The sequence below is a fragment of the Rhizobium tropici CIAT 899 genome (assembly GCF_000330885.1).
Taxonomy (GTDB): Bacteria; Pseudomonadota; Alphaproteobacteria; order Rhizobiales; family Rhizobiaceae; genus Rhizobium; species Rhizobium tropici.
The window spans coordinates 1,044,691-1,068,122 of record NC_020062.1; the positions used below are offsets into that span (position 1 = coordinate 1,044,691).

At 57.2% G+C, this 23,432-nt stretch carries 18 protein-coding genes; 13 read left to right on the plus strand and 5 right to left on the minus strand.

What is annotated here, in order from left to right; genetic code table 11:
- Positions 1-157: 157 nt before the first annotated feature.
- From RTCIAT899_RS26950 to RTCIAT899_RS26995, 9 genes are all read left to right on the plus strand, one after another.
- Positions 158-1,486, plus strand: coding sequence for a dicarboxylate/amino acid:cation symporter (locus RTCIAT899_RS26950; protein ID WP_015342999.1), 1,329 nt, complete (start codon positions 158-160; stop codon positions 1,484-1,486).
- A gap of 297 nt (positions 1,487-1,783) precedes the next feature.
- Entirely contained in the window at positions 1,784-2,317 is a 534-nt protein-coding gene (locus RTCIAT899_RS26955) for an NUDIX hydrolase (protein WP_015343000.1), read from the plus strand.
- Between the two features lie 288 nt (positions 2,318-2,605).
- Complete coding sequence (locus RTCIAT899_RS26960; RefSeq protein WP_015343001.1) at positions 2,606-2,851, plus strand: helix-turn-helix domain-containing protein; 246 nt, start codon at positions 2,606-2,608, stop codon at positions 2,849-2,851.
- Between the two features lie 372 nt (positions 2,852-3,223).
- The gene (locus RTCIAT899_RS33360) at positions 3,224-3,787 is read left to right on the plus strand and encodes a DUF982 domain-containing protein (protein ID WP_041678196.1); all 564 of its coding nucleotides are present in this window, start codon (positions 3,224-3,226) and stop codon (positions 3,785-3,787) included.
- Positions 3,788-4,689: 902 nt separating this feature from the next.
- The gene (locus RTCIAT899_RS26975; RefSeq protein WP_015343005.1) at positions 4,690-5,382 is read left to right on the plus strand and encodes an outer membrane protein; all 693 of its coding nucleotides are present in this window, start codon (positions 4,690-4,692) and stop codon (positions 5,380-5,382) included.
- Between the two features lie 52 nt (positions 5,383-5,434).
- Positions 5,435-6,625 carry a Hint domain-containing protein gene (locus RTCIAT899_RS26980; RefSeq protein WP_015343006.1) on the plus strand — a complete coding sequence of 397 codons (1,191 nt, stop codon included), beginning with the start codon at positions 5,435-5,437 and terminating at the stop codon, positions 6,623-6,625.
- A 160-nt stretch (positions 6,626-6,785) separates the two neighbouring features.
- A complete protein-coding gene (locus RTCIAT899_RS26985) occupies positions 6,786-9,104 on the plus strand; it encodes a glycosyltransferase family 4 protein (RefSeq protein ID WP_015343007.1) in 2,319 nt (772 codons plus the stop codon).
- Between the two features lie 163 nt (positions 9,105-9,267).
- Positions 9,268-10,059 carry a hypothetical protein gene (locus RTCIAT899_RS26990; protein ID WP_244441511.1) on the plus strand — a complete coding sequence of 264 codons (792 nt, stop codon included), beginning with the start codon at positions 9,268-9,270 and terminating at the stop codon, positions 10,057-10,059.
- Positions 10,056-10,901 (plus strand): tetratricopeptide repeat protein, encoded by an 846-nt coding sequence (locus RTCIAT899_RS26995; protein ID WP_015343009.1) that lies wholly within the window; start codon positions 10,056-10,058, stop codon positions 10,899-10,901. The genes RTCIAT899_RS26990 and RTCIAT899_RS26995 overlap by 4 nt, the downstream gene beginning before the upstream one ends.
- Before the next feature lie 8 nt (positions 10,902-10,909).
- Here RTCIAT899_RS26995 and RTCIAT899_RS27000 read toward each other — a convergent pair whose 3' ends face one another.
- The gene (locus tag RTCIAT899_RS27000; RefSeq protein WP_041678406.1) at positions 10,910-12,121 is read right to left on the minus strand and encodes a KpsE/RkpR family capsule polysaccharide export protein; all 1,212 of its coding nucleotides are present in this window, start codon (positions 12,119-12,121) and stop codon (positions 10,910-10,912) included.
- Positions 12,122-12,285: 164 nt separating this feature from the next.
- On the opposite strand from RTCIAT899_RS27000, the gene RTCIAT899_RS27005 reads away from it, so the two are divergent.
- Entirely contained in the window at positions 12,286-13,095 is an 810-nt protein-coding gene (locus RTCIAT899_RS27005; protein WP_015343011.1) for an ABC transporter permease, read from the plus strand.
- Positions 13,096-13,123: 28 nt separating this feature from the next.
- Here the strand turns inward: RTCIAT899_RS27005 and RTCIAT899_RS27010 are convergent, their stop codons facing one another.
- From RTCIAT899_RS27010 to RTCIAT899_RS27025, 4 genes are all read right to left on the minus strand, one after another.
- Positions 13,124-14,242 carry a DUF6270 domain-containing protein gene (locus RTCIAT899_RS27010; RefSeq protein ID WP_015343012.1) on the minus strand — a complete coding sequence of 373 codons (1,119 nt, stop codon included), beginning with the start codon at positions 14,240-14,242 and terminating at the stop codon, positions 13,124-13,126.
- Positions 14,243-14,313: 71 nt separating this feature from the next.
- Positions 14,314-15,366 (minus strand): FkbM family methyltransferase, encoded by a 1,053-nt coding sequence (locus tag RTCIAT899_RS27015; protein ID WP_015343013.1) that lies wholly within the window; start codon positions 15,364-15,366, stop codon positions 14,314-14,316.
- Between the two features lie 69 nt (positions 15,367-15,435).
- Complete coding sequence (locus RTCIAT899_RS27020; protein ID WP_015343014.1) at positions 15,436-16,803, minus strand: glycosyltransferase family 4 protein; 1,368 nt, start codon at positions 16,801-16,803, stop codon at positions 15,436-15,438.
- The gene (locus RTCIAT899_RS27025) at positions 16,800-18,920 is read right to left on the minus strand and encodes a capsular polysaccharide biosynthesis protein (RefSeq protein ID WP_015343015.1); all 2,121 of its coding nucleotides are present in this window, start codon (positions 18,918-18,920) and stop codon (positions 16,800-16,802) included. Before RTCIAT899_RS27025 ends, RTCIAT899_RS27020 begins: the two co-directional genes overlap by 4 nt.
- A gap of 638 nt (positions 18,921-19,558) precedes the next feature.
- Between RTCIAT899_RS27025 and RTCIAT899_RS27035 the strand changes: the two genes are divergently transcribed.
- The 3 genes from RTCIAT899_RS27035 (at position 19,559) to RTCIAT899_RS27045 (ending at position 23,288) form a co-directional block, all read left to right on the plus strand.
- The gene (locus tag RTCIAT899_RS27035) at positions 19,559-20,764 is read left to right on the plus strand and encodes a KpsE/RkpR family capsule polysaccharide export protein (RefSeq protein ID WP_015343018.1); all 1,206 of its coding nucleotides are present in this window, start codon (positions 19,559-19,561) and stop codon (positions 20,762-20,764) included.
- 83 nt (positions 20,765-20,847) lie between these two features.
- Positions 20,848-21,495, plus strand: coding sequence for an ABC transporter ATP-binding protein (locus RTCIAT899_RS27040; protein ID WP_041678408.1), 648 nt, complete (start codon positions 20,848-20,850; stop codon positions 21,493-21,495).
- Positions 21,496-22,091: 596 nt separating this feature from the next.
- Positions 22,092-23,288 carry an IS256 family transposase gene (locus RTCIAT899_RS27045; protein WP_004110519.1) on the plus strand — a complete coding sequence of 399 codons (1,197 nt, stop codon included), beginning with the start codon at positions 22,092-22,094 and terminating at the stop codon, positions 23,286-23,288.
- Positions 23,289-23,432: the final 144 nt, after the last annotated feature.

Sequence of the window (23,432 nt, forward strand, 5' to 3'; positions counted from 1 at the left end):
CCGCGCCGGAAATCAAAACTCAATAAAAGCAATGTGTTAAAATCATGGCGCGCATTTGGCACGGCCATTGCAAAGGATGATGAAACAGTCGGAGGCTGTTGAATTCTAGTCGTCGCCCGGAGGGCCGAGAGATCGGTTGGGCTTAACGGAGGACATCATGATTGCTCCCATCGCTGCCGCGGAAACGCGTGCCAAAGTTCCCTTCTACCGGCATCTCTATGTACAGGTTCTCACCGCCATCGCTGCCGGCATCCTGCTTGGTCACTATTATCCGCAGCTCGGCACATCGCTGCAGCCGCTGGGTGATGCCTTCATCAAACTGGTGCGCATGGTCATCGCGCCCGTTATCTTCCTGACGGTCACGACCGGCATCGCCGGCATGTCGGACTTGAAGAAATTCGGTCGCGTCGTCGGCAAGTCGTTCATCTACTTCCTGACCTTCTCGACTTTGGCGCTGATCGTCGGTCTCATCGTTGCCAACGTCGTGCAGCCGGGTGCCGGCATGCACATCAATCCGGCGACGCTGGATACGAAGGCCGTCAACAACTATGCGGCACAGGCCCATGACGCGTCGGTCGTTGGCTTCCTGATGAACATCATTCCGGATACGATCGTCGGCGCTTTCGCCAAGGGCGATATTCTCCAGGTGCTGTTCTTCTCGGTGGTGTTCGGCATTGCGCTTGGCGCTGCCGGCGAACGTGGTCGCCCGGTGACGGATTTCCTGCAGGCACTGACCACGCCGATCTTCCGCATGGTTGCCCTGCTGATGAAGTTCGCTCCCATCGGTGCCTTCGGTGCGATGGCGTTCACCATTGGCAAATATGGTATCGGCACGATCGCCAATCTGGCCTTCCTGATCGGCACCTTTTACGCCACCTCGCTGCTATTCGTGCTCGTCGTGCTCGGCGCCGTTGCCCGCTATAACGGCTTCTCGATCCTGGCGCTGATCCGCTACATCAAGGAGGAGCTGCTGCTGGTGCTCGGCACCTCATCGTCCGAAGCCGCATTGCCGGGCCTGATGAACAAGATGGAGCGTGCAGGCTGCAAGCGCTCCGTCGTCGGCCTCGTCATCCCGACGGGCTATTCCTTCAATCTCGACGGCACCAATATCTATATGACGCTGGCGGCATTGTTCATCGCCCAGGCAACCGATACGCCGCTGTCGCTGGGAGATCAGGTGCTGCTGCTGCTGGTGGCCATGCTGAGTTCCAAGGGTGCCGCCGGAATCACCGGTGCAGGCTTCATCACGCTGGCCGCGACGCTCGCGGTCGTGCCGTCCGTGCCGATCGCCGGCATGGCGTTGATCCTCGGCATCGACCGATTCATGTCGGAATGCCGCGCCTTGACCAATTTCGTCGGCAATGCGGTAGCCACGGTTGTCGTTGCCCGCTGGGAAGGCGAGCTCGACCAGACCAGATTTGCAGCCGCTATGGCGGGGCAATTGGGCGAAGAAATCGAGGTGCCTGCCCTGCAGGCCGCCGAGTAAACTTCGCATTATCCTCCCAAGGATGAAACGGCCCTTTCGAGGGCCGTTTTTCCACTTCCGTGCCGTTCGATCACAGTTTCGTGTAGCACCGCCAGATGGCGGCTGCCCCTCGCATCATCAACAGCCGCCTTCATAAAACTGTCACTGCAACAGCTCACAGCATCATAATGACAGTTGTGAATTTCGACGAAACCCAAGCGAACAGGAGGGCAGCGTGTCACAGACCGTTTTTGTGAGCACAAGCCAGCCAGCTTCGTGGAGCATGTGCGTCGATCGACCATGTCGCGAGTAGCGCACATGGCTTCCTCACTCTCAGCGCAGCAAAAAGCCTTGCGACGGTCGGAAAGCTTTCTGTCCGAGCTTGCCTCTCATGCGGACGAGTTGCTGCACGGCCAGGTCCATGAGCAATATGCCGCCATCTGCTACAGGAAGCTGCCCGAATGCGATGAAGCCGAGATGCTCGTCGTCACCAGCCGGGAAAGCGGCCGATGGGTCGTGCCGAAGGGCTGGCCGATCAAGGGCAAGAAGCCGCATGAAGTTGCTGCCATCGAGGCTTACGAAGAAGCCGGCGTACGCGGCAAGGTTAAGAAAAAGCCGTTCGGCTATTTCACCTATTTAAAGCAGCTTGCCGACGGCAATCGCGTCCCCTGCATTGTCGGGTTGCATCTGCTTGAGGTTGATCAGACCTTGCAGGATTTCCCGGAGCGAGGCCAGCGCCGTGTCGAGTGGGTTTCCTTCGTCGAAGCAGCCAACCGTGTGCGTGAACCGGAACTCAAGGGACTTTTGCTTGCGGCTGAGCGCAAAGTGCGCAAGGCAAAAGGCAGGAAGTGATCGTCGCGTTCGCAGCCGGCCGGCAGCAACTGTCGCAAGATGACGCGCAGCACCGTTCATTCTTCTGTAACCATGACGTGTCGTCGCCATCACAGAATATTAAATTTCGAAATGAGCTGAGAGCCAAGCGATTGGCTGCTATGCGCCTGCGTGCTTGCCCTCGCCGCATTGATGCCTATATTGACGCAGCGTTCGGCCGCTTTTGTTTGGGCCGATTTGCCTCATGGCTGCAATAGCTGCCTTCACCCGGCAACGAATTGGCCGGCGGACTTTGGAAGGAGAAATTTCATGTCCATTACTCCGAATAATATCGATAGTTCAAAGGTTTCTACCGTTCCTGATGGTGAGATCGCTGCTGCCGTGCGGCAGGCGCGTGAAGCCATTGGCTACACCGTTGACGACCTCTCGGAAACCTGCGGCCTCACCAGTGAGGAAATCATTGAAATCGAGGCTGGAGCCGAGGCCGATCCGGCAAAACTTCGCCGTATTGCCACCGCATTGCAGGTTCCGCCATCGACTTTCTTCATCGTCTGAGCAGGCGGCGCACTTCGGTGCGCCCCTTCAAGGTTCCGACAGCATTTTTCGTCGCAAAACATCGCAGATCTTGACGCGACATGCGTCGGGTTGGCGTGACGACTTCCGAAGAGCGCCTGTCGCTCTCATGCATGTCTATCGGCTTTTTAAGCGAAAACTCCCATAATTATACATCGAAAATAAGCCAATATTCGTGTGATTTTATGAGTATTCGCTCTTTTTCCTGTCGCGATACTGGTCAAAATCGTTTCAAAGCTTTAACCTGTACCAATCAAATACGCTTTATTAGTCGTACTTTTATCGAAGCAGCATGATACGGCACGCCTGCCGTAAGTGAGATGTATTCGATGACGCTCATTGGGACGTACAGGCATGGGGCGGAATGATGAGAATGGCGGTGCCGACCTCGATCATGGTGAGCAGCTCGTTAATTCAATCCCTATTGAAGTTCCCAGTCCTCAGACGAACGCGGATGACCGCCTGCCATTATCCCAGGAGCGAGCGCAAGCTGAAGGGAGTAGTTTGGATCGAGCGCCAGCTCAAGAGGACAAACTAGCGGCCCTGGACCAGATCGCTCGGGATATGACATTGCTCGCCACGCTTGTGACGAGACGGCGACGCGCGAAATCCGAAAACGCCGGAGATCAAGATCAGGCGCCGTCATTTGACGCCTCCAGCGATCCAGAGGAACTGGCATTCGCGCCTATCGGCATCGCGCCGCGTGATGGTGACGAGCTTCAATTCATCGCTTCAATTGGCCAAGCGATCGAGTATCTCACAAGGCAATGGCCGACCCGTAGTGGAGATGCTTTCGAAGAAGCGTTACAAGCCTGTATCGAGGGCGTCAAAGGCAGAGCCTCACCTGAGCAGGTTCGCTCTGCTTTCCTGAAGGCCGCAGATGCGGTGAGTATACGCGTTGTTACGTCCGGCGATTAAAGCCCGGCTGTTAAACCTTCCCGTCCCCTGAAATCACAGAGCATCACAGCGTGTGCGAGAAAAGACGCAACTGCATGTGAGCCGCGCCAGTGCAGCGCAAACGAGGAGGCCCGACCGGTGCTTGAAGCAAGGCGACCGGGCCTCCCGTCCATCGCAAATTGGCGGTTGCGATAGCTACAAAGATGTGGCTTTTCACCGTCCTGTCGTCCATACGCAAAGCGACAGCGGAGGTCCGATTACGCCTGGCGTTGGAAAGCCGGTTTTAAAGTAAGCCGATACCTAACGCCGGCACGCCACTTGTCTCGCAATGCTGCAGCCCGAGGTGCCCAGTTCTTCTCCTGCTTGAATGCAATGGCGAGCACAGATCATATACGTCTGCTTTCGCGCATGCTCTGCCAGCAGATTCTTTCCGAAAGGGATGTTGGGGCAGGGCATTGAGCGCAGTTGGGAGGCCAGACGTTCCTTCAAAGGGTCCGCCCCGTCAGGCCTCCCGGCGCAGCAGATTGATATCTGCGTTAGCGCTCGAAACCTGCAGAACGGTGCGTGGACTGTCTATATCGAAAGCGACGGGTTGCATCCAATTACGTCACCGGAAATTGACGGCGGCCTTTTGCCGACGAAACAAGTTATTCGCATGCAGCGACGCGAAGCCCGCCTTCCGATTCTATACCGTGTCGATCGGCAACGGTAGATTCCGGAATATTTGCGTGATCCCACAGTATAGAATCACCATTACCTCAATACATATTGCGACAGCGTTATACAAATAATGTATAGTTTATAAAAATATTTATTAGCAATCACGTATTTACAGCTATAATCACGCCGATATTATGGCTTCAACGTGAACTCTCACAAGTTACATGTTGAATCTCGTGAATTCCTTTAAGGAGAATTTTCGAATGCGCAAGTTTTTGGGATCCACCGTTTTCCTGATGGCGGCGGTTGCGGGGAGTACCGTTTATGCAGCAGACCTTGCGGTTTCCACACCGCCTCAAGCTCCCGTGGAAGCGGCGCCGGTATTTTCTTGGACCGGCTTCTATGTGGGTGTGAATGCCGGCGGCGGTTTCGGCGGTAACGACACTGTCGGTTTCCATTCGTTCGGAGATTATCTTGGCAGGTATGGCAAGCTTGAGGGATCCGGTTTTCTCGGTGGTGGTCAAATCGGCTACAACTATCAGTTCGATCCCAACTGGGTAGTCGGCCTTGAAGCTGATTTCCAAGGTGCTGACATCAGCGATTCCTTCCGAACCGACATCGCAAGCGCGTCTTCCAAGATCGATTGGTACGGCACCGTTCGTCCTCGCATCGGTTATGCCTATGACAACACCTTGTTCTACGGAACCGGCGGCTTCGCCTATGGACACGTCAAATACAAGGGCGCGTTGGCCGGCGTAAGCTTCGACGATGACAAGACCGAGGCCGGCTGGACTATCGGTGCCGGTGTGGAACATGCTTTCACCGACCATGTGACAGCAAAACTCGAATATCAGTATGTTGATTTCGGCAGCAGCAACATGGGTGGGGATCTCCTCAACTCCAAGGCCAGCCTTGATTTTCATGCCATTCGGGTGGGTCTGAACTACAAGTTCTGACGGCAGATTTGCCTTGAAAACAACGTGTTAATCCAATGGAGAGGGTAATAACATGGCTTTGATTGACGTAAATCTAGTCAACAACGGTACGACCACGATCAACAGTAGCAATGCCGGCGGTCCGTCAGACACGCTCCAGCTGAACCTGGTTTCCAACGGCACGGTCATAGTGGACGGTGTCAATGTCGATATCAGCAGTTTCGTCGGTACCGGCGCGCTGTCGAGTACGACGATCGAAGCGATCAACGGCGCAAACGTGACGATCAATGCCGGTCTTGCCAATATCGGAGCCGGTTCGACCTATACCTATGCCATCGGCGCTGGCTCCAGCATCAACGTCGAAGCCGGTCTGCTCAACGTCGGTTTGCTGAACGGCGTCACCGTGGACTTTGCTAGTGCTAATGGCACCGGTCTGTTCTCATACAATCCCGGTCTCGTCAATTTGAACATTTCGACGCCACCGAACGTGACAAACGTTCAATCCGGCGACAAAATCGAGATCGTCGGTTCGAACTTTGTCGGCCAGTCGGGAAATACCGTCACCTTCTATACCGATTCGCTTCATCTCTTTGCGATTGGCTCCTATACGATCCCGGCCGGCGTCACTTATACCTATGACGGAGGCACCGACACGCTGACCTTCACGAGCTGCTTCCTGCGCGGCACGCTCATTCGTACGCCGGAGGGAGATACGCCGATCGAGGATTTGCGGGTCGGCGATCTTGTGGTCACTCACAAGGGCGTCGCGGAAATCAAATGGGTCGGTCGTCGGCGCCTCGATCCGAAAGCCATCGACAAGCCTCGCGATACCCTTCCTATCCGTATCCAGTCCGGGGCATTTGCCGAAAACGTCCCCTCGCAGGATCTCTATGTCTCTCCGGATCACTGCATGTTCCTGGAGGAGTCTCTGATCCCCGCCAAATTCCTGGTCAACGGCACCACCGTTACTCAGGAGGGAACGCTCGCACCTTTCGAATATTTCCATATCGAACTGGAGCAGCACTCGATCATTCTCGCCGAAGGCGCTCCAACGGAAACCTACCTGGATCTCGGTGGCCGTATGTCCTTCCTTGAGCCGGGCGTCCTGCGGTTCGGCGCGATGTCGGGCACGGCAACACGCAACTGGAACGACTGGTGCTATCCTCCAGTCTATGCCGGCAAGGTGTTGGAGCAAGCCCGCACGATCCTCGAACGGCGAGCCGAGGAACTGGGTTACATCGTTCAGGATGCGCAAGCATCCTGATGCTCGAATGCAAAGCGAACTGCGGGCGGTTAAGACTGCCCGCAGGCGATTGAAGCGGGATGTTGACGTGTCGGTCCCGTCTCGACTTTCGTATGACCGAGAAACTCTTAGCCCAAAAAATATCGTTCATTTTTTTGTTTTCAGCGCTTGGGAGTACTGAATGCGCCATGACGATGCTGTCTCGCCCTACTTGCTCGATGCAGACCGCATCGATGAGCGATCGCTGATCGGAAAATTTGCCGGCAAGACAGTTTTCTTCGACGGAGTGTTCAAAGGCGATTACAGCCTGGCGATCGTCAATCGCCACCTTGCGCAGGCGCTCATCGATTTGGGCGTCAATCTCATTTGTCATACGGCCGAAGACGATTGGCAGAGCGATGTCAACCTGGCGACGGCACCGGATATCATCCGCCGCATGCGCGATGACTACCCGTTCAAAGAGACCTTTGACATCCATCTTCGCAATACCTGGCCCCCGGTGACCCATAACATGGTCGGACGGCAGAATGCCTATGTTGCCTTTGCCTGGGAGGAGCTCGAATTTCCGCAATACCTGGTGGATCGCTTTAACCGCGATCTCGACCTTGTGACCGTCATTTCGAATTTCGTTCGCGACAGTTTCGCGCGGTCCGGCGTCACAATACCGGTGGAAGTTACCGGAAATGGCTGTGATCATCTCTCGGCCCTTGCTGACGACGTGCCATCCCCATTGCCCGAAAGCAGACGCAGACGCATTCTGCATGTCTCTTCCTGCTTTCCGCGCAAGGGTGTCGACGTCCTGATCGATGCGTTCCTGGACAGCTTCCGTGCGGATGATCCGGTCGAACTGGTAATCAAGACTTTTCCAAATCCGAATAATATCTCGGCATCTGTTCTGGCCGACAGGCGCGACAAGCTCGCCGATGCTCCCCCCATCACCATCATCGACAAGCATTACAATCCAAGCCAGCTCCGCGCGCTCTATCGATCCGCCGCGATGTTGGTGGCGCCAAGCCGGGGCGAGGGTTTCGGCTTGCCGTTGGCGGAAGCTATGCTGCTCGATGTTCCCGTTGTCACCACGAATTACAGCGGCCAGCTCGATTTCTGCCGTCCCGACACGGCTTGGCTGGTCGATTGCCATATGTCGGCATCTCAGGCTCATGTGGCTGGCTCTCATAGTCTTTGGGCCGAACCCTCTGTGCAGCATCTCGGAGCGCAGATGCGCGCCGTGCTCGACCATCCCGATGAGGCCCAAAGCCGAACGCAAAAGGCGAAATCATTGTTGAAAGCGCATTTCAGCTGGAGATCGGTCGCTATCCGTACCCTGAGCGCTCTTGCAAAATCCGCGCGGACAGCGGCCCAACCACGGCAGGATTGGACCATCGATCTCATCTCCTCCTGGCAACAGCAGTGCGGTATCGCCACCTATTCGCAGCACCTCTATAGCGCGCCCGCATTCGAGGGCAGGATCGAGCATATCTTTGCCCGGCGGATCATGGACGATGCGCTGCCCGAAGCGCCCGTTGATATGATCGAGGCAACACCGCACAGCATGTCGCGGCTGTGGGGCTATGATCTTGCTTCGCTCAAACGCCTGGCTGGGCGGCTGGAGCAGGGACGCGGCGATGTCTTATGGATGCAACATCATCCGGGGCATTTCTCAACACCGGACATGGAATTACTGGCCCAGCCGATCGCAGCAACCAGTCATCGGCTGCGCGTGCTGACCATGCATAGCGTGAAAGAGGCGCTGCGCGGTGGATCACTCGACTGGACCCGCGCATTCGACATCGTCTTCCTGCATTCGGCAGAGGATGCAGCAGCCGTTTCGGCTGCCGGCCACCCGAACCCGATCGTCATACCGCACGGCGTTCTCTTGGCGCCGGAAGATGCACCTGCACCCCACCCGTCGCATTTCACCATCGGTTCCTTCGGGTTCCTGATGCCCCACAAGAATATCGACCGTCTGGTATTGGCCTTTGCGGAGGCATTGAACTACGAGCCGAGGCTACGCCTCAAGTTGTTCAACTGCATGGTGCCCAACGATGAATCGCGCGCGGTACGCGCCGTGATCGAAAATCTGATCGCCTATCTCGGACTATCCGACAAGATCACCGCGCGTTTCGACTTCATTCCGGAAAGAGAGTTGCGTCTCGAACTTATGACCTGCGACCTGCTTTCTTTCCTGTATGGCCACTCGACCGAAACGGCGACCGGGGCAGCGCGTATCGCAATGAGCGTTGGCCGCCCGCTGCTTTGCTCTCGCTCTCCCGTTCTTCGCGACTTGTGGCCGTTCAGTCACGTCGTGAGAAGCACCGAGATAGAGTGTATCGCGGAAGCGTTTCTCAGCCTTGCTCAAAATCCCTCGCTGCTCTCGATGTTGGATCGAGACCGCAGCCAGGCCGCCCACTGGTATTCCTATCCGCGCACTGCCGCGCGGCATGTCACAGCCATCGAGAAGATGTTGGGGGAAGATATTGACCATCGCCGAGTTGCATAGGCAGCCTTTGAGCTCGCTGCCGAAAGACGTGTTCTCCTTGCCCGCGGAATCCTTCATCGACGCCTGGGCAAAGGCATTGGACCTGACGGAGGCCGATCTGACAGCCGACGATCGTCTTTCGCTTGCAAATGCCATTCGCGGCGGCACCAGTCGGCTGCGTGTGGTGGACGCGCTGAAGGCTCGCCGTCCCGCCCCGCAATCATTGAACGGCCTGTCCGGCCTGCATGCATTGCGTCGGGAACCGGACCAGTTCGCCATGGTGGAGAATTTCGTTCGATTCGCGAAAGACGATGACCCGGCTTTCCTGCGTCATGCATTTTCGCGGATCTGCGGCCGCGATCCGACATCCGCCGAGCGGTTAGGGATGGAGTTCGACCTTAGGCGCGGCGTCCTTAAGCGAAGAGACGTGGTGAAGCGGATTGTCGCCATCGCGCGCCGGGATGGCAAGACAGCGTATTGGGATACGCTGCTGCCCGAAGATGACGATGACACGCATGAGCTGCCCGATGCCTCCAACGCAAACATCACGCCGTCGGGGCTGCTGATCAATCCGGATGGTCAGGCGATGCTCGTCTTTGTGCGTGAGGTCGAAAACGTCGGCTGGATGATCGCTCCAGATCTCCTGTGCCAACCGCTGCAGATCAATGACGGCAGCTGGACGGTGCAGTCGGGCTGGCTGTTGACAGGTCCCAAGCGCAGCATGGCGGAAGGCGACTGGTTGCTGGATCTCGACATTATCCAACCGCAAACGGCCAGGCTTGATATCGAGATCGTCGCCAATTCAGGTCTCGATTTTCTACAGGTCATGACGCTGGTCGGTTCGTTCTCCGGAACCGTGTGTGTGGCCATCAAGCGGGAACATCGTTTCATCGAATTGCGTGTTCGCATTCACGAGCGCTCTCCCGAAGACCGCTGGCTGCGTCCTCGAAACATTTCGATGCGGCGCGTATCATGAGACGAGAACTGAGATTTGCATCGACGCTCCTGCGCGTCGGCCAGGCGGAGAAAGAGGCGGCCGAAGCGGATACGCCAATCAATGCTCTCGCCGCGGCAGATGCCGCGCGCGATCGGCGCGATTGGGCGGCGGCCGCCTTCTATTATCAGCAGGCGCTGAAGCAAAATCCCGCGCGAGTATCGCTATTCGTTCAGCTGGGGCATGCCCACAAGGAGAATGGCGATTTCGATGCGGCGCTTGAGGCATACCAGCACTTCCTCGCGGAAGAGCCCGACGATATCGACATTCACCTCCAACTCGGGCATCTCTACAATCGGATGAATAAGTGGGAATCCGCGCTTCAATGGTACGAGCAAGCCCATGTTCTCGCGCCCGCTAATGCTGATATCGCCGCTCATCTGGAGTCGGCGCGTCTTCGATTTTCGCGCATCGATATAGAGCGCAAACGCCAGAACGCGATGGAATTGCTTCAGTCGCGGCGCTGGCATCAAGCGCGGGCGCAATTGTACGATCTCGTGGAGACGGATGGCGAAATCGATCTGATTGCCGTTTACGCCAACGCGACCAAGGAAGCCGGCGATTTCGACGAAGCGCTGAGGCTCTACGATGTCTATCGTGAATATGCGCAAAACCTCGATGCAGCCTCAGTGATCGACGTCGAAATCCAGACTGCGCATCTGTACAAGGCCATGCGGGATATCGATGCTGCCTTGCGATATTACATTCGCGCACGCGATGCGGAGTTCAGTCTCTATGGCCATGTTACGCCGGATTCGATCGCCAGCCGAGAAATCCGCGCCTGCATGGCGGAGATTTATACCTGCTTCTGGCATCCTGATTGATATCGGGATCAGCCGCTTTCGTGATCCCTGATGGCAGTGACCATGAGCCAGCCCAGCAGATAGCAAAGGCTCAAGGACAGGAAAACGACTGTAATGTTCTTGAGCTCATAAGGCATCTCTGCCTCGTCGGGCATCTGCGGTGGAACGACGACCTCAAGATAGAGCTGTTGCCGGCGGGCATCGGCTCGGGCCGCTTCGAGCGAATCGAGGGCAGCAACGAGCGCCTTGTTGGAAAACTCCCGCACCAGGACGAGACTTTCGTAATCCGCAATTCTGGGCGCGACGGATTTGTCGGATCCGACCATTTTGGCTCGTTCACTCTCGATTTGCTGCTCCAGTGCAGCAGCCTGACTCGTCAAAAACGGGATGGAGTTACTGTCCGGCGCAGTCTTTCGTGTTTCTGCTAGGCGTGCCCGTGTGTTGGCGAGAGCCGACGTCAAATTGCTGATGAGATCGATCATCGACATGGAGCTGGCATTCGGGTCGATCATCAGCTCCTTGTTTCTGAAGTTCGTTATGTTTCTCTGCGCGTCAATGACCCGCTGCTGCGCCTGCTGCACCTCGCCATCGGCAAAGCGAACGGCATCGCCGCGGGCGCGGTTGTTGAGCCGGTCGAGAAGATCGCCGCCGAGCGCCAGCAATGATGTGTTCATGTCCGCGGCATCCTGCGCGTGAAAGGCTGTCGTCCGCAGGACGGTGATACCCGTGGTGTCGTTGTGAATGACGGACACTCGGTTCGAATAGTAATTATAGAGCTGTTCCTCGCTGTTGGTTTCCCAGAAGCGAGGAAAGCGCGTCAGCCAGTCTGCCTGCGGGCTGCCGAAAATAGCACGTACGGGAAGCCGTTCGGCAAGTTCCTTCAGCGCCTGACGGGAGCGGATATATTCCTGCACGGAAAAGGTATCGTCCTGCGAGCGCGTAATCCCGCTGTTCTGCAACAGAGAGCCGAAGACGCTGGATGATGGTGGCGCCGCCATACGAACGACGAAGGAGGATTCCGATACATAGATGGGGGCGGCGATAAACGCGTAATAGGCGCTGACGGCGAGGGTAGGGGCGACAACTGCCAGTATATAAACGCGCATACGGCCAAGGCGCTTGCGATGCCTGCGGGCTTTTGTCGTTCCGCTGATCGATTTTGCGACCATTTGACGTAAAGGTTGCGAGCGCTGCTCAGTATCCACTTTCTTATTTTCGTTCTCGGAGTTTATCAGAGCCATGGCCATGCCCTTTCTGACGATTGCCTGTCGTTGGATATCCGCAAGCGGACGCTATGGACGGTAATTGTCCAAGTCCGGCGCAATGAAGATTGAGCGCCCGCCCCCCGCCGGTATCGTTGACCGACCGTCTGATGGAGACGGCGTAGCGACCAGGAGGGCTTCGAGTGCATCAGGTATCGGCAGGCGCGCGTGGGGATTCGCAGTTCATTACCGGATTGAAGATTCAGGGGCGCGTCCTTGGTGCGCTGATCATGCGCGAAATGCTCATACGCTATGGGCGGGAAAACATCGGCTTCCTGTGGCTTGCGCTGGAACCGATGATCCTGACCACGGGTGTCATGATCATGTGGACGCTGCTCAATCACGAGGCGCATGGATTGACGGTCGCGGCTTTCGTTTTGAGCGGCTATATGCCGCTGACGCTCTGGCGCCACATAAGTGGTCACGCGGTCTCTTGTCTTCGTCAGAACATGCCTCTGATGTATCATCGTCAGATCCGCTTCGCGGATGCACTGATTGCTCGCGCACTTCTGGAGATTGCCGGCACGACCGCAGCGCTCATCATCGTCTACACGGTTGCGCGTTTGGCAGGCATCATCCCGCCGTTCCAGGATCTCGGCCTGCTTTTGACAGGTTGGCTGTTCATGGCCTGGTTTTCGTTCGGAGTAGGGCTTATCTTTGCCGCGAGTTCGGAGCGGTTCGAGTTCGTCGAGAAGTTCATACCGCCGTTCCAATATCTGACGCTGCCGATCTGCGGCATGTTCTTCATGGTGGCCTGGCTTCCCAGTGGCGCCCAGAAGCTGGCGCTTTATGTCCCAACCGTCCACTGCTTTGAGCTTTTCCGCGCCGGCGTATTTGGCGACACGGTGCAGACCTTCTACGACGTCAGCTATCTTTTGAAATGCTGCCTGTTCACCACCGCCGTCGGCCTCTTTCTGGTCAACGTGGCACGCAGCCACATCAAGTTCGAATGATGCGATGAACGTCCGGTTTCCCGCCGCGCTACTGCTGCTTGGCATAATGAGGCACCTGGCTCTGGAATTCGAAGGAACGCAGCAGCGTTTCACGCAGCTCGCCGCGGTTGTGTAGCGCGTAGTGGTTGAGGAAGGTTTCTGCGGACTCTGGCTCACGGCCAAGAATCCAACGAAAGGCGGCAACGACATCGTGGGAATCGATTGGATCGCCGAAATGGCTGTGAGCGGGACTGCTGATTCTTGCGAAAAGATAGGGTAGTGCCCCATGCAGAATATCGAGGCTGAACCGGTGAAGGTTCTGGTTCGACAATGCGGTCCTGGTGAACGCATCCATAAGGCCGGAATAATTCGTGAGGATCGAGAGCAAGTCGCTGGAGCGAGGCAAGCCTTCAAAGCCGCCATCCGCATGGAAGCGCCCCGCCATCTCTTTCCAGACCTCGGCAGAATAGTGCATCGGCGCAGGTCCATAGAGGGCGGTGTCGTCGGAATAAAGGTCGGAGCGCGGCGTTAGTACCCGACTGTTTTCGATATGCTCCAGGCAGAAGTCTACGAGCATGCGCGACATCGGATAGCGCATCTGCCAGCGGCAGAAGTCGATCATATAGGTATTGCTGTCAATGAGCGTGCCGCGATAATCGGCGGTGGGCGGAACGTCGAGCAGAATCAGCCTCGTATCGGGAATTTCTGTGTTCACGAAATCGCAAAATGCCTTCATTGCCGCGATTACGTGCGTCCAAAATTCACGACAGCCGAAGGGGATGATCTTGAAGATGCCGAAAGCTTCCCGCTGCAAATCCGGTCCCGCCTCCAGTAGCTCATAGGGCACTGTCAGCAGGGTGTTCCTATAGCGCATGAGCGAGGCGCGCGTGATGCGGCTGAAATCGACGACAAGCATTTTCGGGGCTGCTTGCCTCAATCGCTCCCGGAAGCCCTTACGTGCTTCGAAGCGCAGCTTTTTCCTGATCGGCTCCGGCCATGTCTCGATCGCTCTGAGGCTTGCTTTCCGCTCGTCCATGAAGCTGGCGACATTGATGCCGTAGCAAAAGAACGGGATTCTGCTATTCGGAAAGGCGTGGCGAACGAACTCCTCGCTCGGGCACGAGCCGTAGTAGGCGACCTCGGCTATATCATCGATCTGCTTGCGCAATCATGTCTCCGTATAAGATGCGGACATGCCGGCATCTCGCACCGACATCGCACAATCGGGCACTGATGGGGCTAAAGCGCCGGTTCTCGCTGACGTTGTTTCTTTGCCTTCGTCGACCCAAGTGTCAGACCAAGTCGCTGAAGACTTTCGCTGACGTTCTCGGCGCGATCGTCGTGGACGGCCAGGATGTTCGCGACTACGCCGAACTGAAAATTCAAGTCGAGTTCCTCAGGTGAGGTCATCCGAGTCAACTTATTTTGTGCACTGTTCCAGATGCGGTAGCCGCGTTCGGTAAGTTGCTGGTGGATCGCGCCGGGCGTCGTTTTCGACAGGACGGAGAGCATGTCGCGGTTGATCTCCATCAAGAGGGAGGGCTTATGTGCCGATAGCGTTTTTTTCGCTCCTTTCAGGAACAAGCCTTCCGCCCCCTCGATATCGACCTTCATGACATCGGGTCGCAGGCCACCGACGACGCGGTCGAGTGTCTCGACCTTGGTCATGCGTCCGACCTTGGTGTCGGTCGAATTCGTGACTAGCCGCGTCGCCCCGGCGTTGACGGTGTCCTCGGCATTATTGAGTTGTAGCTCGCCTGGCACATCGGCAAGCGCGAGCTGGCGAACGCTAACGCGATCTTCAAAGCCGTTCTCCAGGATTGACCGGTTGAACAGATCCCAGAGCTTCGGCAGCGGCTCGAAGGCAAGGACCGTTCCTTTGAATGTCGGATGGGCCGCAATGGAGAGTGAGTAGTAGCCGACATTGCCACCGACATCGATGAACTGTCCGGTCTCGGGCAGAATGGCCTTGACGAGATCGACATCGAATTTCTCATATTCACCGCTCATGATGCCAAAAGATATGTGATACTGGCGCAGATCGAGATACAGCTTGAAATTGTATTTGGTCTCGAACAGAACGAAAATCGATTTCGGCACGAAATTGTTGAAGAGAAGTTCGCCATGGCGGTGATGAAATTCGTATGAGCTGAGGAAACGCCGACGATGCTCCTCGAGAGAAACGTCCGTCAGCTGCAATAGATTCTGTCCGATGACGTTACGCTCATCCTCGTTCATTGCGCGGCCGAGGATGAATTTGTAGCAGTTCTCGATGTCGTAAAAGCTTGTCACTTTGCTGCTCCCAGATCTTTGATCAACCGTATTTGTGCTGTTGCTGTCTTTTGCCCGCACCACTGCCTCTCACTGCAAAACCGGCGAGGTCGATATTCTCGCGATGCGCCTTGGAGCCCGTTGGGCAGCATGGCGTCGCGCCGAAAAATCGGCCTCGATCAATGCCTCCAAATCATCGAAATGCGTATCCCATCCGCTTGATGGGCCGGGTTTCATTCGGCGTTGCGGCGAGGTGGCGATCATGTCCAGCCCGGCTTTCCAGCTCAGCCCATCAAGCGGGTCGAGGAAGATGGCGGGCTGTCCGGCGGCGGCTTCGCGATGGGCACTGATGTTGGAGGCGATGACGGGTGTGCCGAGCGCGATCGCCTCGGCGACGGGCATGCCGTAGCCCTCGGTAAAGGATGGGGCCAGAAGACCAGCTGCGCCGGCAACCAGCCGCGCCAAAGCCGCATCCTCGAGCCCCGGCACCTCGATGACGAGTCCGGGCAGGGCAGGGCATCGCTCCAGCATTGCCAGGATGTGACTGTTTTCCCACCCTCTCTTGCCGACAATTACGAGCCGCGGGGCCATCGCCCCATCACGTTCGGCCAGATATTGCCAAAGATGCAGCAACAACATGTGGTTTTTGCGCGGTTCGATCGTTCCGAGCGTCACGAAGTAAGGCATCCGGGGGCGCGGCATCTCGTTTGGCGGAGAGAGGAAGCAACGCTCGATGCCTGGGGGCAGGACTGCGATCGAGGGGGCAGGCCTGTCGCTCTGCTGAGCAAACGTGCGCAGGGCACGTGCGGTTACCTGCGAATTGCAAAGCACCAGCGATGCATGTTTCAGCACCGTCTCCATCCTGCGGCGATGCCGCTCCGGCTCCTCCGGTCGGACGAATTCCGGATGCGATAGCGGGATAAGGTCGTGGACATAAAAAACGCCGTTGCGACCGGTTTCTCCCAGCCAGGAGAAGGCGGATGTTCGATCCAGCCGGCTGTGCGACACGTGGACAAAGGAAGCTCTGGGCGGCAGCATCAGGCCATGCGTGAAATGGCTGGCGACAGCATGCGCGATCTTGCGCAGCTTTTGCGTATGGGCTTCGCCTGCCCTTACTTCGGCTGCGGCCTGCCACCTGATCTTGCCGTCGATAGCGGCGAAAATCCGTTCGAGAAGAGCGGCCTGCGTTGGCGATATATCTGTCGCCGACCAGCGGTTGTTGAGCATGGAGACCAGCTTGTCCGCACGTTCGGACGGAATGGCAACGGCGCTGTTGCGACCGGTCTCTACAAACCAGGACGGCCGCGAAATAGCATCGAAATCTGTCAAGGCAGTCCGTTTGCGGCGTTCGTTCAGCCAGTTGGCGTAATGAAGCTCATAGCGATCGATACCGGTGGGCGTCGGGCAATGCGCCCGTTCCATCAATCGAGAAATATCCATGACGACGGGCTTGGTCATAATTTTCTGGCCTCGAGCATATGGATAGCCTGCGCCAGCCAGCGCCGCCGCGATGGATTTGGAGCAATACCCTGGCGGGAGCGATAGAGTTCGGCGACGACGTCTTCCGCCTCGCATGGAAGATTGGTGATATTCGACCAGTATCGGGGATAGAGGATGAGCGTGCCTGCAACCAGTGCATCAAGCGTTAGCACCCGCTTTCGCCGCAAGGAGACGACCGCATCATGCGTAAGACCCCAGCCCGCGTAAAAGGGGAGACCATAGCACCATACCGGTCTTTCGCGCAGCAGCGCCTCGAATCCGATCTGCGAGGTTGCGACATGGACTTCGTCGACCACACTCAGAAGGTTGCCCAGATCGACATTGCCGATCACCAGATCGGCGGCCTCCGCTGGCGGGGATGGAGTTGGGCGACGGCCGGTCGCCTTCGCTAGAAGATCCGGATGCTGCTTATAGATGATGAACGCCTTGGGCCTGGCACGGCGGACGGCCCTCAGCAGTTCGATATCGGAGGAATGGCTTGCCATGCCGAAGCGCAATGAGGCGTCGTTCGGAACTTGGCCGGCCACCAAAACGATGGTGCGGCCTTCGGCCAGTGTACGATAATCCGGTGCAGGCTGCGGCGGCAGATTGTATTTGGTGATGCCCATGGAGACGACGGCTTGCCGCAGGCGTTGCGCCCGCTCGAGAAGCGCATCATCGAAATTCGTCCTGTTCAGGATTGTTTCCAGCTGGCTCGGCGCGGAGGCATCAAAATAGATGCCTTCCTCATCGAAGCAGAGCGAGGATGGCGGCACGAGCGAGCTGCCAAGACCGGAAGAGCGGATGAACCCGTCTTCAACCCGCATGACCGGCAATCTCTTGCCATGCTTCCATAAAACTCCTTCCTCGGGAGCGGGAGCATTGCCCCAAAGAACGATCGTGTCGGCGCTCTGGATTTCCGAGGCGCTCGGATTGTTGGCGAAATGAACTTGCGATCGCGGGCTGCTCAGGTATCGTCGCATGACCGCGCGTTTATGAAGCGAGAAATTGACGCAAAGGTAACGGCCCGTGAGCGAGCGGGCGCGAGCGCGCCATTCGAGGAGCCGTTCCACCGCCTGCTCGGCCGTGATCGGACTGCGTGAGACGGGATCAACATAGCGCGAGTATTGAAAAAATGAAGCCGCGGCAAACTCGTCTATGCTGACATGGCGCCCTCGACGGCAGCGTGCCGTAGCCGCTACCGCGCCCTCGGCACGATCTGCGGTCAGTCCCCAGCCGGCATAGGCGGGCATGCCGAAGGTAACGACGGGTATTTCCCGCAGCAGTGCTTCGAGGCCGAGCCGGCTTGATACCGTCCAGACCTCATCCACCATATCCAGAAGGGAGTGCGTTGAAATCGCCTTGTCCACGAATTGCACATCCATGGTTTGCGCAAGAGGCTGAAGAAAACCTCGTGCGCGGCCAGCGACGACGTCGGGATGGCATTTTACGATGATGTCGGCATTTGCCTCCGCCAGAGCCGCCGTCCACATTCTCGCGAAGGTCGCTGCGTCTGCGCCGGCGCTTTCGACGGCGCTATCTCCGACCACTTCGTCGACGAGCAGGATGCGCCTGCGACGGCTTCGGCGAAGACGAAACGTTCCTTCGGGGCCGTGGCCATCTTGGGAAAGTCTCTCGCGGTTGATCCAGCGCCGCAGGTCCCGCGCTCGCCGAACATCCGCATCGAAGGACGCGTCTTGAAGCAGTGCCTCGAGCCGTGAAGGTTGGCGTGCGGAAAAATGAATGCCGAGGTCGTCGGCGATAACGGAGATTGGTGAAGCAGCGTCCGGGCCGGTCGATTGCAGGAAGCCACCTTCCACCGTCCAGAAAGGCAGGCGCAGCACCCGCGCATAGAGGCGTGCCAGGCGGGAAAGCGGACCGTTTCCCCAGCTGACGACGCCATCGGCAGCACCCATCGTCAATTCGATCGGCCTCAGGGACGCGGAGAAAGCGGGACCGATTAGGGGAAAGCGCTGACGCGTCGGAAGGAAAGCAAGCAGCCGCGCGTTGATTGGCGGTAGCCAGGACGGCTGCTCACTTGGTTTTACGGCCGAAGATTGCGCTCCTTCGGGAAAGACCATCGAATCCCTGTACATATAAATCCCCCCGAGATGCCGCTAGGAGCAATCACCCGTGCCTGAACGGCGGGGCCTGCGATATCCGACCACGGCCGGCTGCATGAGCGGAACCGCTTTCGGGGGCACGAAAAGCAGTTGCAGCCGGATCACATCCTCAAATATTCCGCTTGCTGATTTGCGCCGCCGGCGGGCGAGAAATTTCAGGAGGCTTCGCTGAAGCCGGCCGAACAGCAGGTCTTCATGGCCATCCGTCGCAACATTACTGCCGACTTGCCTCAAGATGCCTCCGAGCTTTCCCATTCCGAATTCCTTGAACCAGCAATGAGGGAAAAACAGCTAATCGAATGGCAGTTATTGCCGTCGCAATCTTGCCTCGCCATACGGATCGCGTCGTCAAAGTATTAATTGCGACAGAACGGAAATTATTCTTATATACCCATGTAAAAATTTTCAAACGTCGGAATTATATTTGACTTTTGAAGGATATATGGGAATCTCTTGCGAGTAAATTTCTGCCTAAATCGTCCCCGCGCATCGTCGCAGAAGCCGATGTTGAACGGTGGAAGCCGCAAGATTCACGAGAGCCGATGCAATATTTCGGAGAGGCAGCGAGTGGAATGGTCTTGGCAATTCCGAGAGAGATTTGATGGTCCCATATGAGCCGCATCGAGAATAATAAGGAATTTACCGATTTCATTACACTGGTGGATGCTCGTTCGTCCGGTGTCGTCATAGGCCAACCGGTTTCCTGGCCCTATTCCCTTGTGCGGTGGGTTCGAGCGCAGCTGCTGCTATTGGTGATCGTCGTCGTCCCCGGCGTGTTCGGGGCGATCTATTATGGTTTCATCTGCGCAGATCAATATGCCTCGGAAACGCAATTTGTCGTGCGCAGCCCCAATAGAAATGCTGCCGGCCTGCTCAGCGGGTTCCTTCAGAGCACCGGGTTCGTTCGCGCACAGGACGATAGCTACATCGTCACCGAGTTCATCAAGTCGCGCGCAGCCGTCGACGCGCTGGCGAGCAGGGACGATCTGAAAGCGATTCTTTCCCGCCCGGAAGGCGACTTCCTCAGCCGCTATCCGCTACCCTGGGCCGAAGCCAATAATGAGGAGCTGTATCAGCATTATCTTCGTTTCATCAATGTGCACACCGACAGCGGCAGCGGCGTGACCACGCTGGATGTGCGTGCATTTCGCGCCGACGATGCTTATCGCCTGGCCAATGCCCTGGTGCAGCATGCGGAAGAGCTTATCAACAGGCTCAACGATCGCGCCCGTGAGGATGCCATTCGCTATGCTCAGATCGAGGTAAATGACAGCCAAACGAGACTGTCCAAGATGCAGACAAGCCTGACCGATTTTCGCAATCGCGAGGCGCTCGTCGACCCGAATAAGCAATCAGCGGCCGCTCTGGATATGATCGCCAGGCTCTCGGACGGTCTTGCCGACAACAAGGCACGGCTTTCAGCGCTTGAGGAGCAAGCGCCGCAAAGCCCGCAGGGTGAGGCGCTGAGGGCGCGGGTGGCGGCGATGGAACGGCAGATCAGCGATGAACGGACAAGGATCGTCGGCAGCGACGGATCAATGGCGCCGCGCATCGCACAATATGAACAATTGCTGCTGGAGCGGGAAATGGCTGCGAAGATGCTGACATCGGCGACGACCTCCCTGGAAAACGCCAGGATCGATGCGCAACGCCAGCAACTGTATCTCGAACGAATCGCCGACCCGAATTTGCCCGACCATGCATTGTACCCAAAACGGCTGACTTCGTTTCTGATTCTGGTCGCGGTTTGCTTTGCAACCTTCTGGATCGTGCGCTTTTTCGTGATCCAGGTCTACGAGCATGCGGCCCAGCAATGACCATTCTTCCTTCCAGCCTTGCGCGAATCGCGCCGTCAGAGGCGCCGGGGTCGAAGGCAGAAATCCCCTGGCATGAAGATGGCATCGTCGGGGTATTCGATCTCGTCAAAGAGTATGAAGTGAATGGCCGGATGCGCCGCGTTGTCGACGGCGTGTCATTCAAGATCGGCCGAGGCGAGAAGATCGCCGTGCTTGGGCACAATGGCGCCGGCAAATCGACCCTGGTGCGCATGATTGCGGGGATAGAGGAGCCGACCTCGGGTAAGGTCGTGCGCAACATGTCGATGTCGTGGCCAATCGCCCTAAGCGGTGGCTTCGGCGGTTCGATGACCGGATTCGACTGCATGCGCTTCCTGTCACGCATCTATGATAAGCCATTCAACGAAATTCGTGATCTGGTAGAGGATTTCAGCGAACTTGGCCGCTATCTGCGCATGCCTCTGAGAACCTATTCCTCGGGCATGCGGGCCCGGCTGGCGTTTGGAATGTCGCTTGCCATCGATTTTGATTGCTATCTCATCGATGAGGTGCTGGCCGTCGGGGACAAACGCTTCCAAACGCGTAGCTTCGAGGAGCTTTTCGTCAAGCGGAAGGATCGCTCGATGATCATTGTGGGACATAATCTCAGCGTGATCGGTGATTTATGCACGTCGGCGCTTGTGTTGAAGAACGGCCGCGGCCGCGTGTTCAACGATATTGAGGCGGCGTTTCGCATCTACTCCACATTGTAGGCCGGATCGACGTCTTGGTTGTGTTGATCGGCAACAATAGTGCACGCGGCCATTGCAAATTGGCACAATAATGGGCGGCAGCCGGCGACATTTTGCTACCTTTGCGCGCTGCGCCAAAAGACAGGCGAGAGCCTCGCGTGTCGCCAGCGGCTTGTACATCTAAACCTCTAGATAAATTAGGATAATTGAAAATACCGTGGTGAAGCAATCGCCCCATCGGCCACGGCACCATCATGTTCCATCGCCCCTGCAACCCAAAGGACCGGGCCGGGTTAACTGTCTTACGGTAAGTCTATTCGCAGAAGCAGCTGGCTACCTTTACAACCAAAACCCGTAGGGCCCCGGTTATATTGTCCGGCAGGGCTGTATTTTGTCCGATCTCGTCGCTTTGGGAATTCAACGTTCAGTCGAGCTGTGAACTGGTAGGATTCTGTATAACATCGTCACTATCTGTACTGTTGCATTAAAATTCGTCGTGCTAATTTAACGACAGATAATGCGATCGTGTCCCATGGAGTGGTGTAGCTTGATTTCATAGCCATCGGTGATTTCCGGTAGGGTCGGGTTGCTTAGAGCCAACCTGAGGGACACCACCGATGACCGACGACATGATGAACCTGCGCTCACTCGTTGAGAAGAGCGCTGATGCCGATTTGCTGCGGGAGATGATCGGCTTTGCTGCCGAGAAGCTGATGGCGCTGGAGGTCGGCACGAAGACCGGCGCGGCCTATGGCGAGAAGAATGGCTTCCGGCTGGCCCAGCGTAACGGCTATCGCGACCGGGATTGGGAGACACGGGCGGGCACCGTCGAGCTGCGCATTCCCAAGCTTCGCACCGGCAGCTACTTCCCGAGCTTCCTGGAGCCGCGCCGCATGGCCGAGAAGGCTCTGACGGCGGTCATCCAGGAGGCTTATATCCAGGGTGTTTCGACCCGCTCTGTTGATGACCTCGTCAAGGCCATGGGCATGTCGGGCATCTCCAAAAGTCAGGTGTCCCGGCTCTGCGAGGAGATCGATGAGAAGGTGAAGGCCTTCCTCGACAGGCCCATCGAAGGAGAATGGCCCTACCTGTGGATCGATGCGACCTACCTCAAGGTTCGGCGCGGTGGTCGTATTGTCTCCGTCGCCGTAATCATCGCCGTCGGCGTCAACACCGATGGCCGACGCGAAGTGCTCGGCATGGAGATCGGCACGTCCGAGGCCGAGGCGATCTGGACCGAGTTTCTTCGAAAGCTGATCAGGCGGGGGCTGCGCGGCGTCAAGCTCGTCGTCTCCGATGCCCATGAGGGCATCAAGGCCGCAGTATCGAAAGTGCTTTCCGCCACCTGGCAGCGCTGCAGGGTGCACTTTATGCGCAATGCCTTGGCCCATGCTGGAAAGAGCGGACGCCGGGTTGTCTCCGCGTTCATTGCAACGGCCTTCGCTCAGGACACGCCGGAGGCCGCAAGCACTCAGTGGCGCAACGTCGCCGACCAGATCAGGCCAAAGGTACCGAAGCTCGCCAGTCTCATGGACAGTGCCGAGCAAGACGTGCTCGCCTACATGACCTTTCCCAAGCAGCATTGGGCCAAACTTCACTCGACCAACCCCATTGAGCGATTGAACGGTGAGATCAAGCGGCGCACAGAGGTCGTCGGCATTTTCCCCAACGACGACGCCATCGTGCGCCTGGTCGGTGCGCTGCTGCTCGAACAGAACGATGAATGGGCCGTCCAGCGATCCCGCTACATGACACTTGAGACAATCGCCACAATGAGCGATGATCCGCTCATCAGCCTGCCAGCAGCAAGCTGATACTCATCCGACCCTCTGGGATGAGCCGTGGTCGTCTAAGCTACACCACGTCCTGGGACATGATCGATAATGCAACCTGCGCTAAACGATCCCGCAACTTCCTAGCCGCGGGAACGGGATGATGGAGTCGTCATAACGAACGCT

Excerpts from the sequence above, each read along its gene's own strand:
- RTCIAT899_RS26980 (WP_015343006.1), top strand. The coding sequence starts at position 5,435 with ATGGCTTTGATTGACGTAAATCTAGTCAACAACGGTACGACCACGATC.
- RTCIAT899_RS27035 (WP_015343018.1), top strand. The coding sequence starts at position 19,559 with ATGAGCCGCATCGAGAATAATAAGGAATTTACCGATTTCATTACACTG.
- RTCIAT899_RS27000 (WP_041678406.1), bottom strand. The coding sequence starts at position 12,121 with ATGGCTCTGATAAACTCCGAGAACGAAAATAAGAAAGTGGATACTGAG.
- RTCIAT899_RS27025 (WP_015343015.1), bottom strand. The coding sequence starts at position 18,920 with ATGTACAGGGATTCGATGGTCTTTCCCGAAGGAGCGCAATCTTCGGCC.
- RTCIAT899_RS26960 (WP_015343001.1), top strand. The coding sequence starts at position 2,606 with ATGTCCATTACTCCGAATAATATCGATAGTTCAAAGGTTTCTACCGTT.
- RTCIAT899_RS26985 (WP_015343007.1), top strand. The coding sequence starts at position 6,786 with ATGCGCCATGACGATGCTGTCTCGCCCTACTTGCTCGATGCAGACCGC.
- RTCIAT899_RS26995 (WP_015343009.1), top strand. The coding sequence starts at position 10,056 with ATGAGACGAGAACTGAGATTTGCATCGACGCTCCTGCGCGTCGGCCAG.
- RTCIAT899_RS27045 (WP_004110519.1), top strand. The coding sequence starts at position 22,092 with ATGACCGACGACATGATGAACCTGCGCTCACTCGTTGAGAAGAGCGCT.
- RTCIAT899_RS26955 (WP_015343000.1), top strand. The coding sequence starts at position 1,784 with ATGGCTTCCTCACTCTCAGCGCAGCAAAAAGCCTTGCGACGGTCGGAA.
- RTCIAT899_RS27020 (WP_015343014.1), bottom strand. The coding sequence starts at position 16,803 with ATGACCAAGCCCGTCGTCATGGATATTTCTCGATTGATGGAACGGGCG.
- RTCIAT899_RS26950 (WP_015342999.1), top strand. The coding sequence starts at position 158 with ATGATTGCTCCCATCGCTGCCGCGGAAACGCGTGCCAAAGTTCCCTTC.
- RTCIAT899_RS26975 (WP_015343005.1), top strand. The coding sequence starts at position 4,690 with ATGCGCAAGTTTTTGGGATCCACCGTTTTCCTGATGGCGGCGGTTGCG.
- RTCIAT899_RS33360 (WP_041678196.1), top strand. The coding sequence starts at position 3,224 with ATGGGGCGGAATGATGAGAATGGCGGTGCCGACCTCGATCATGGTGAG.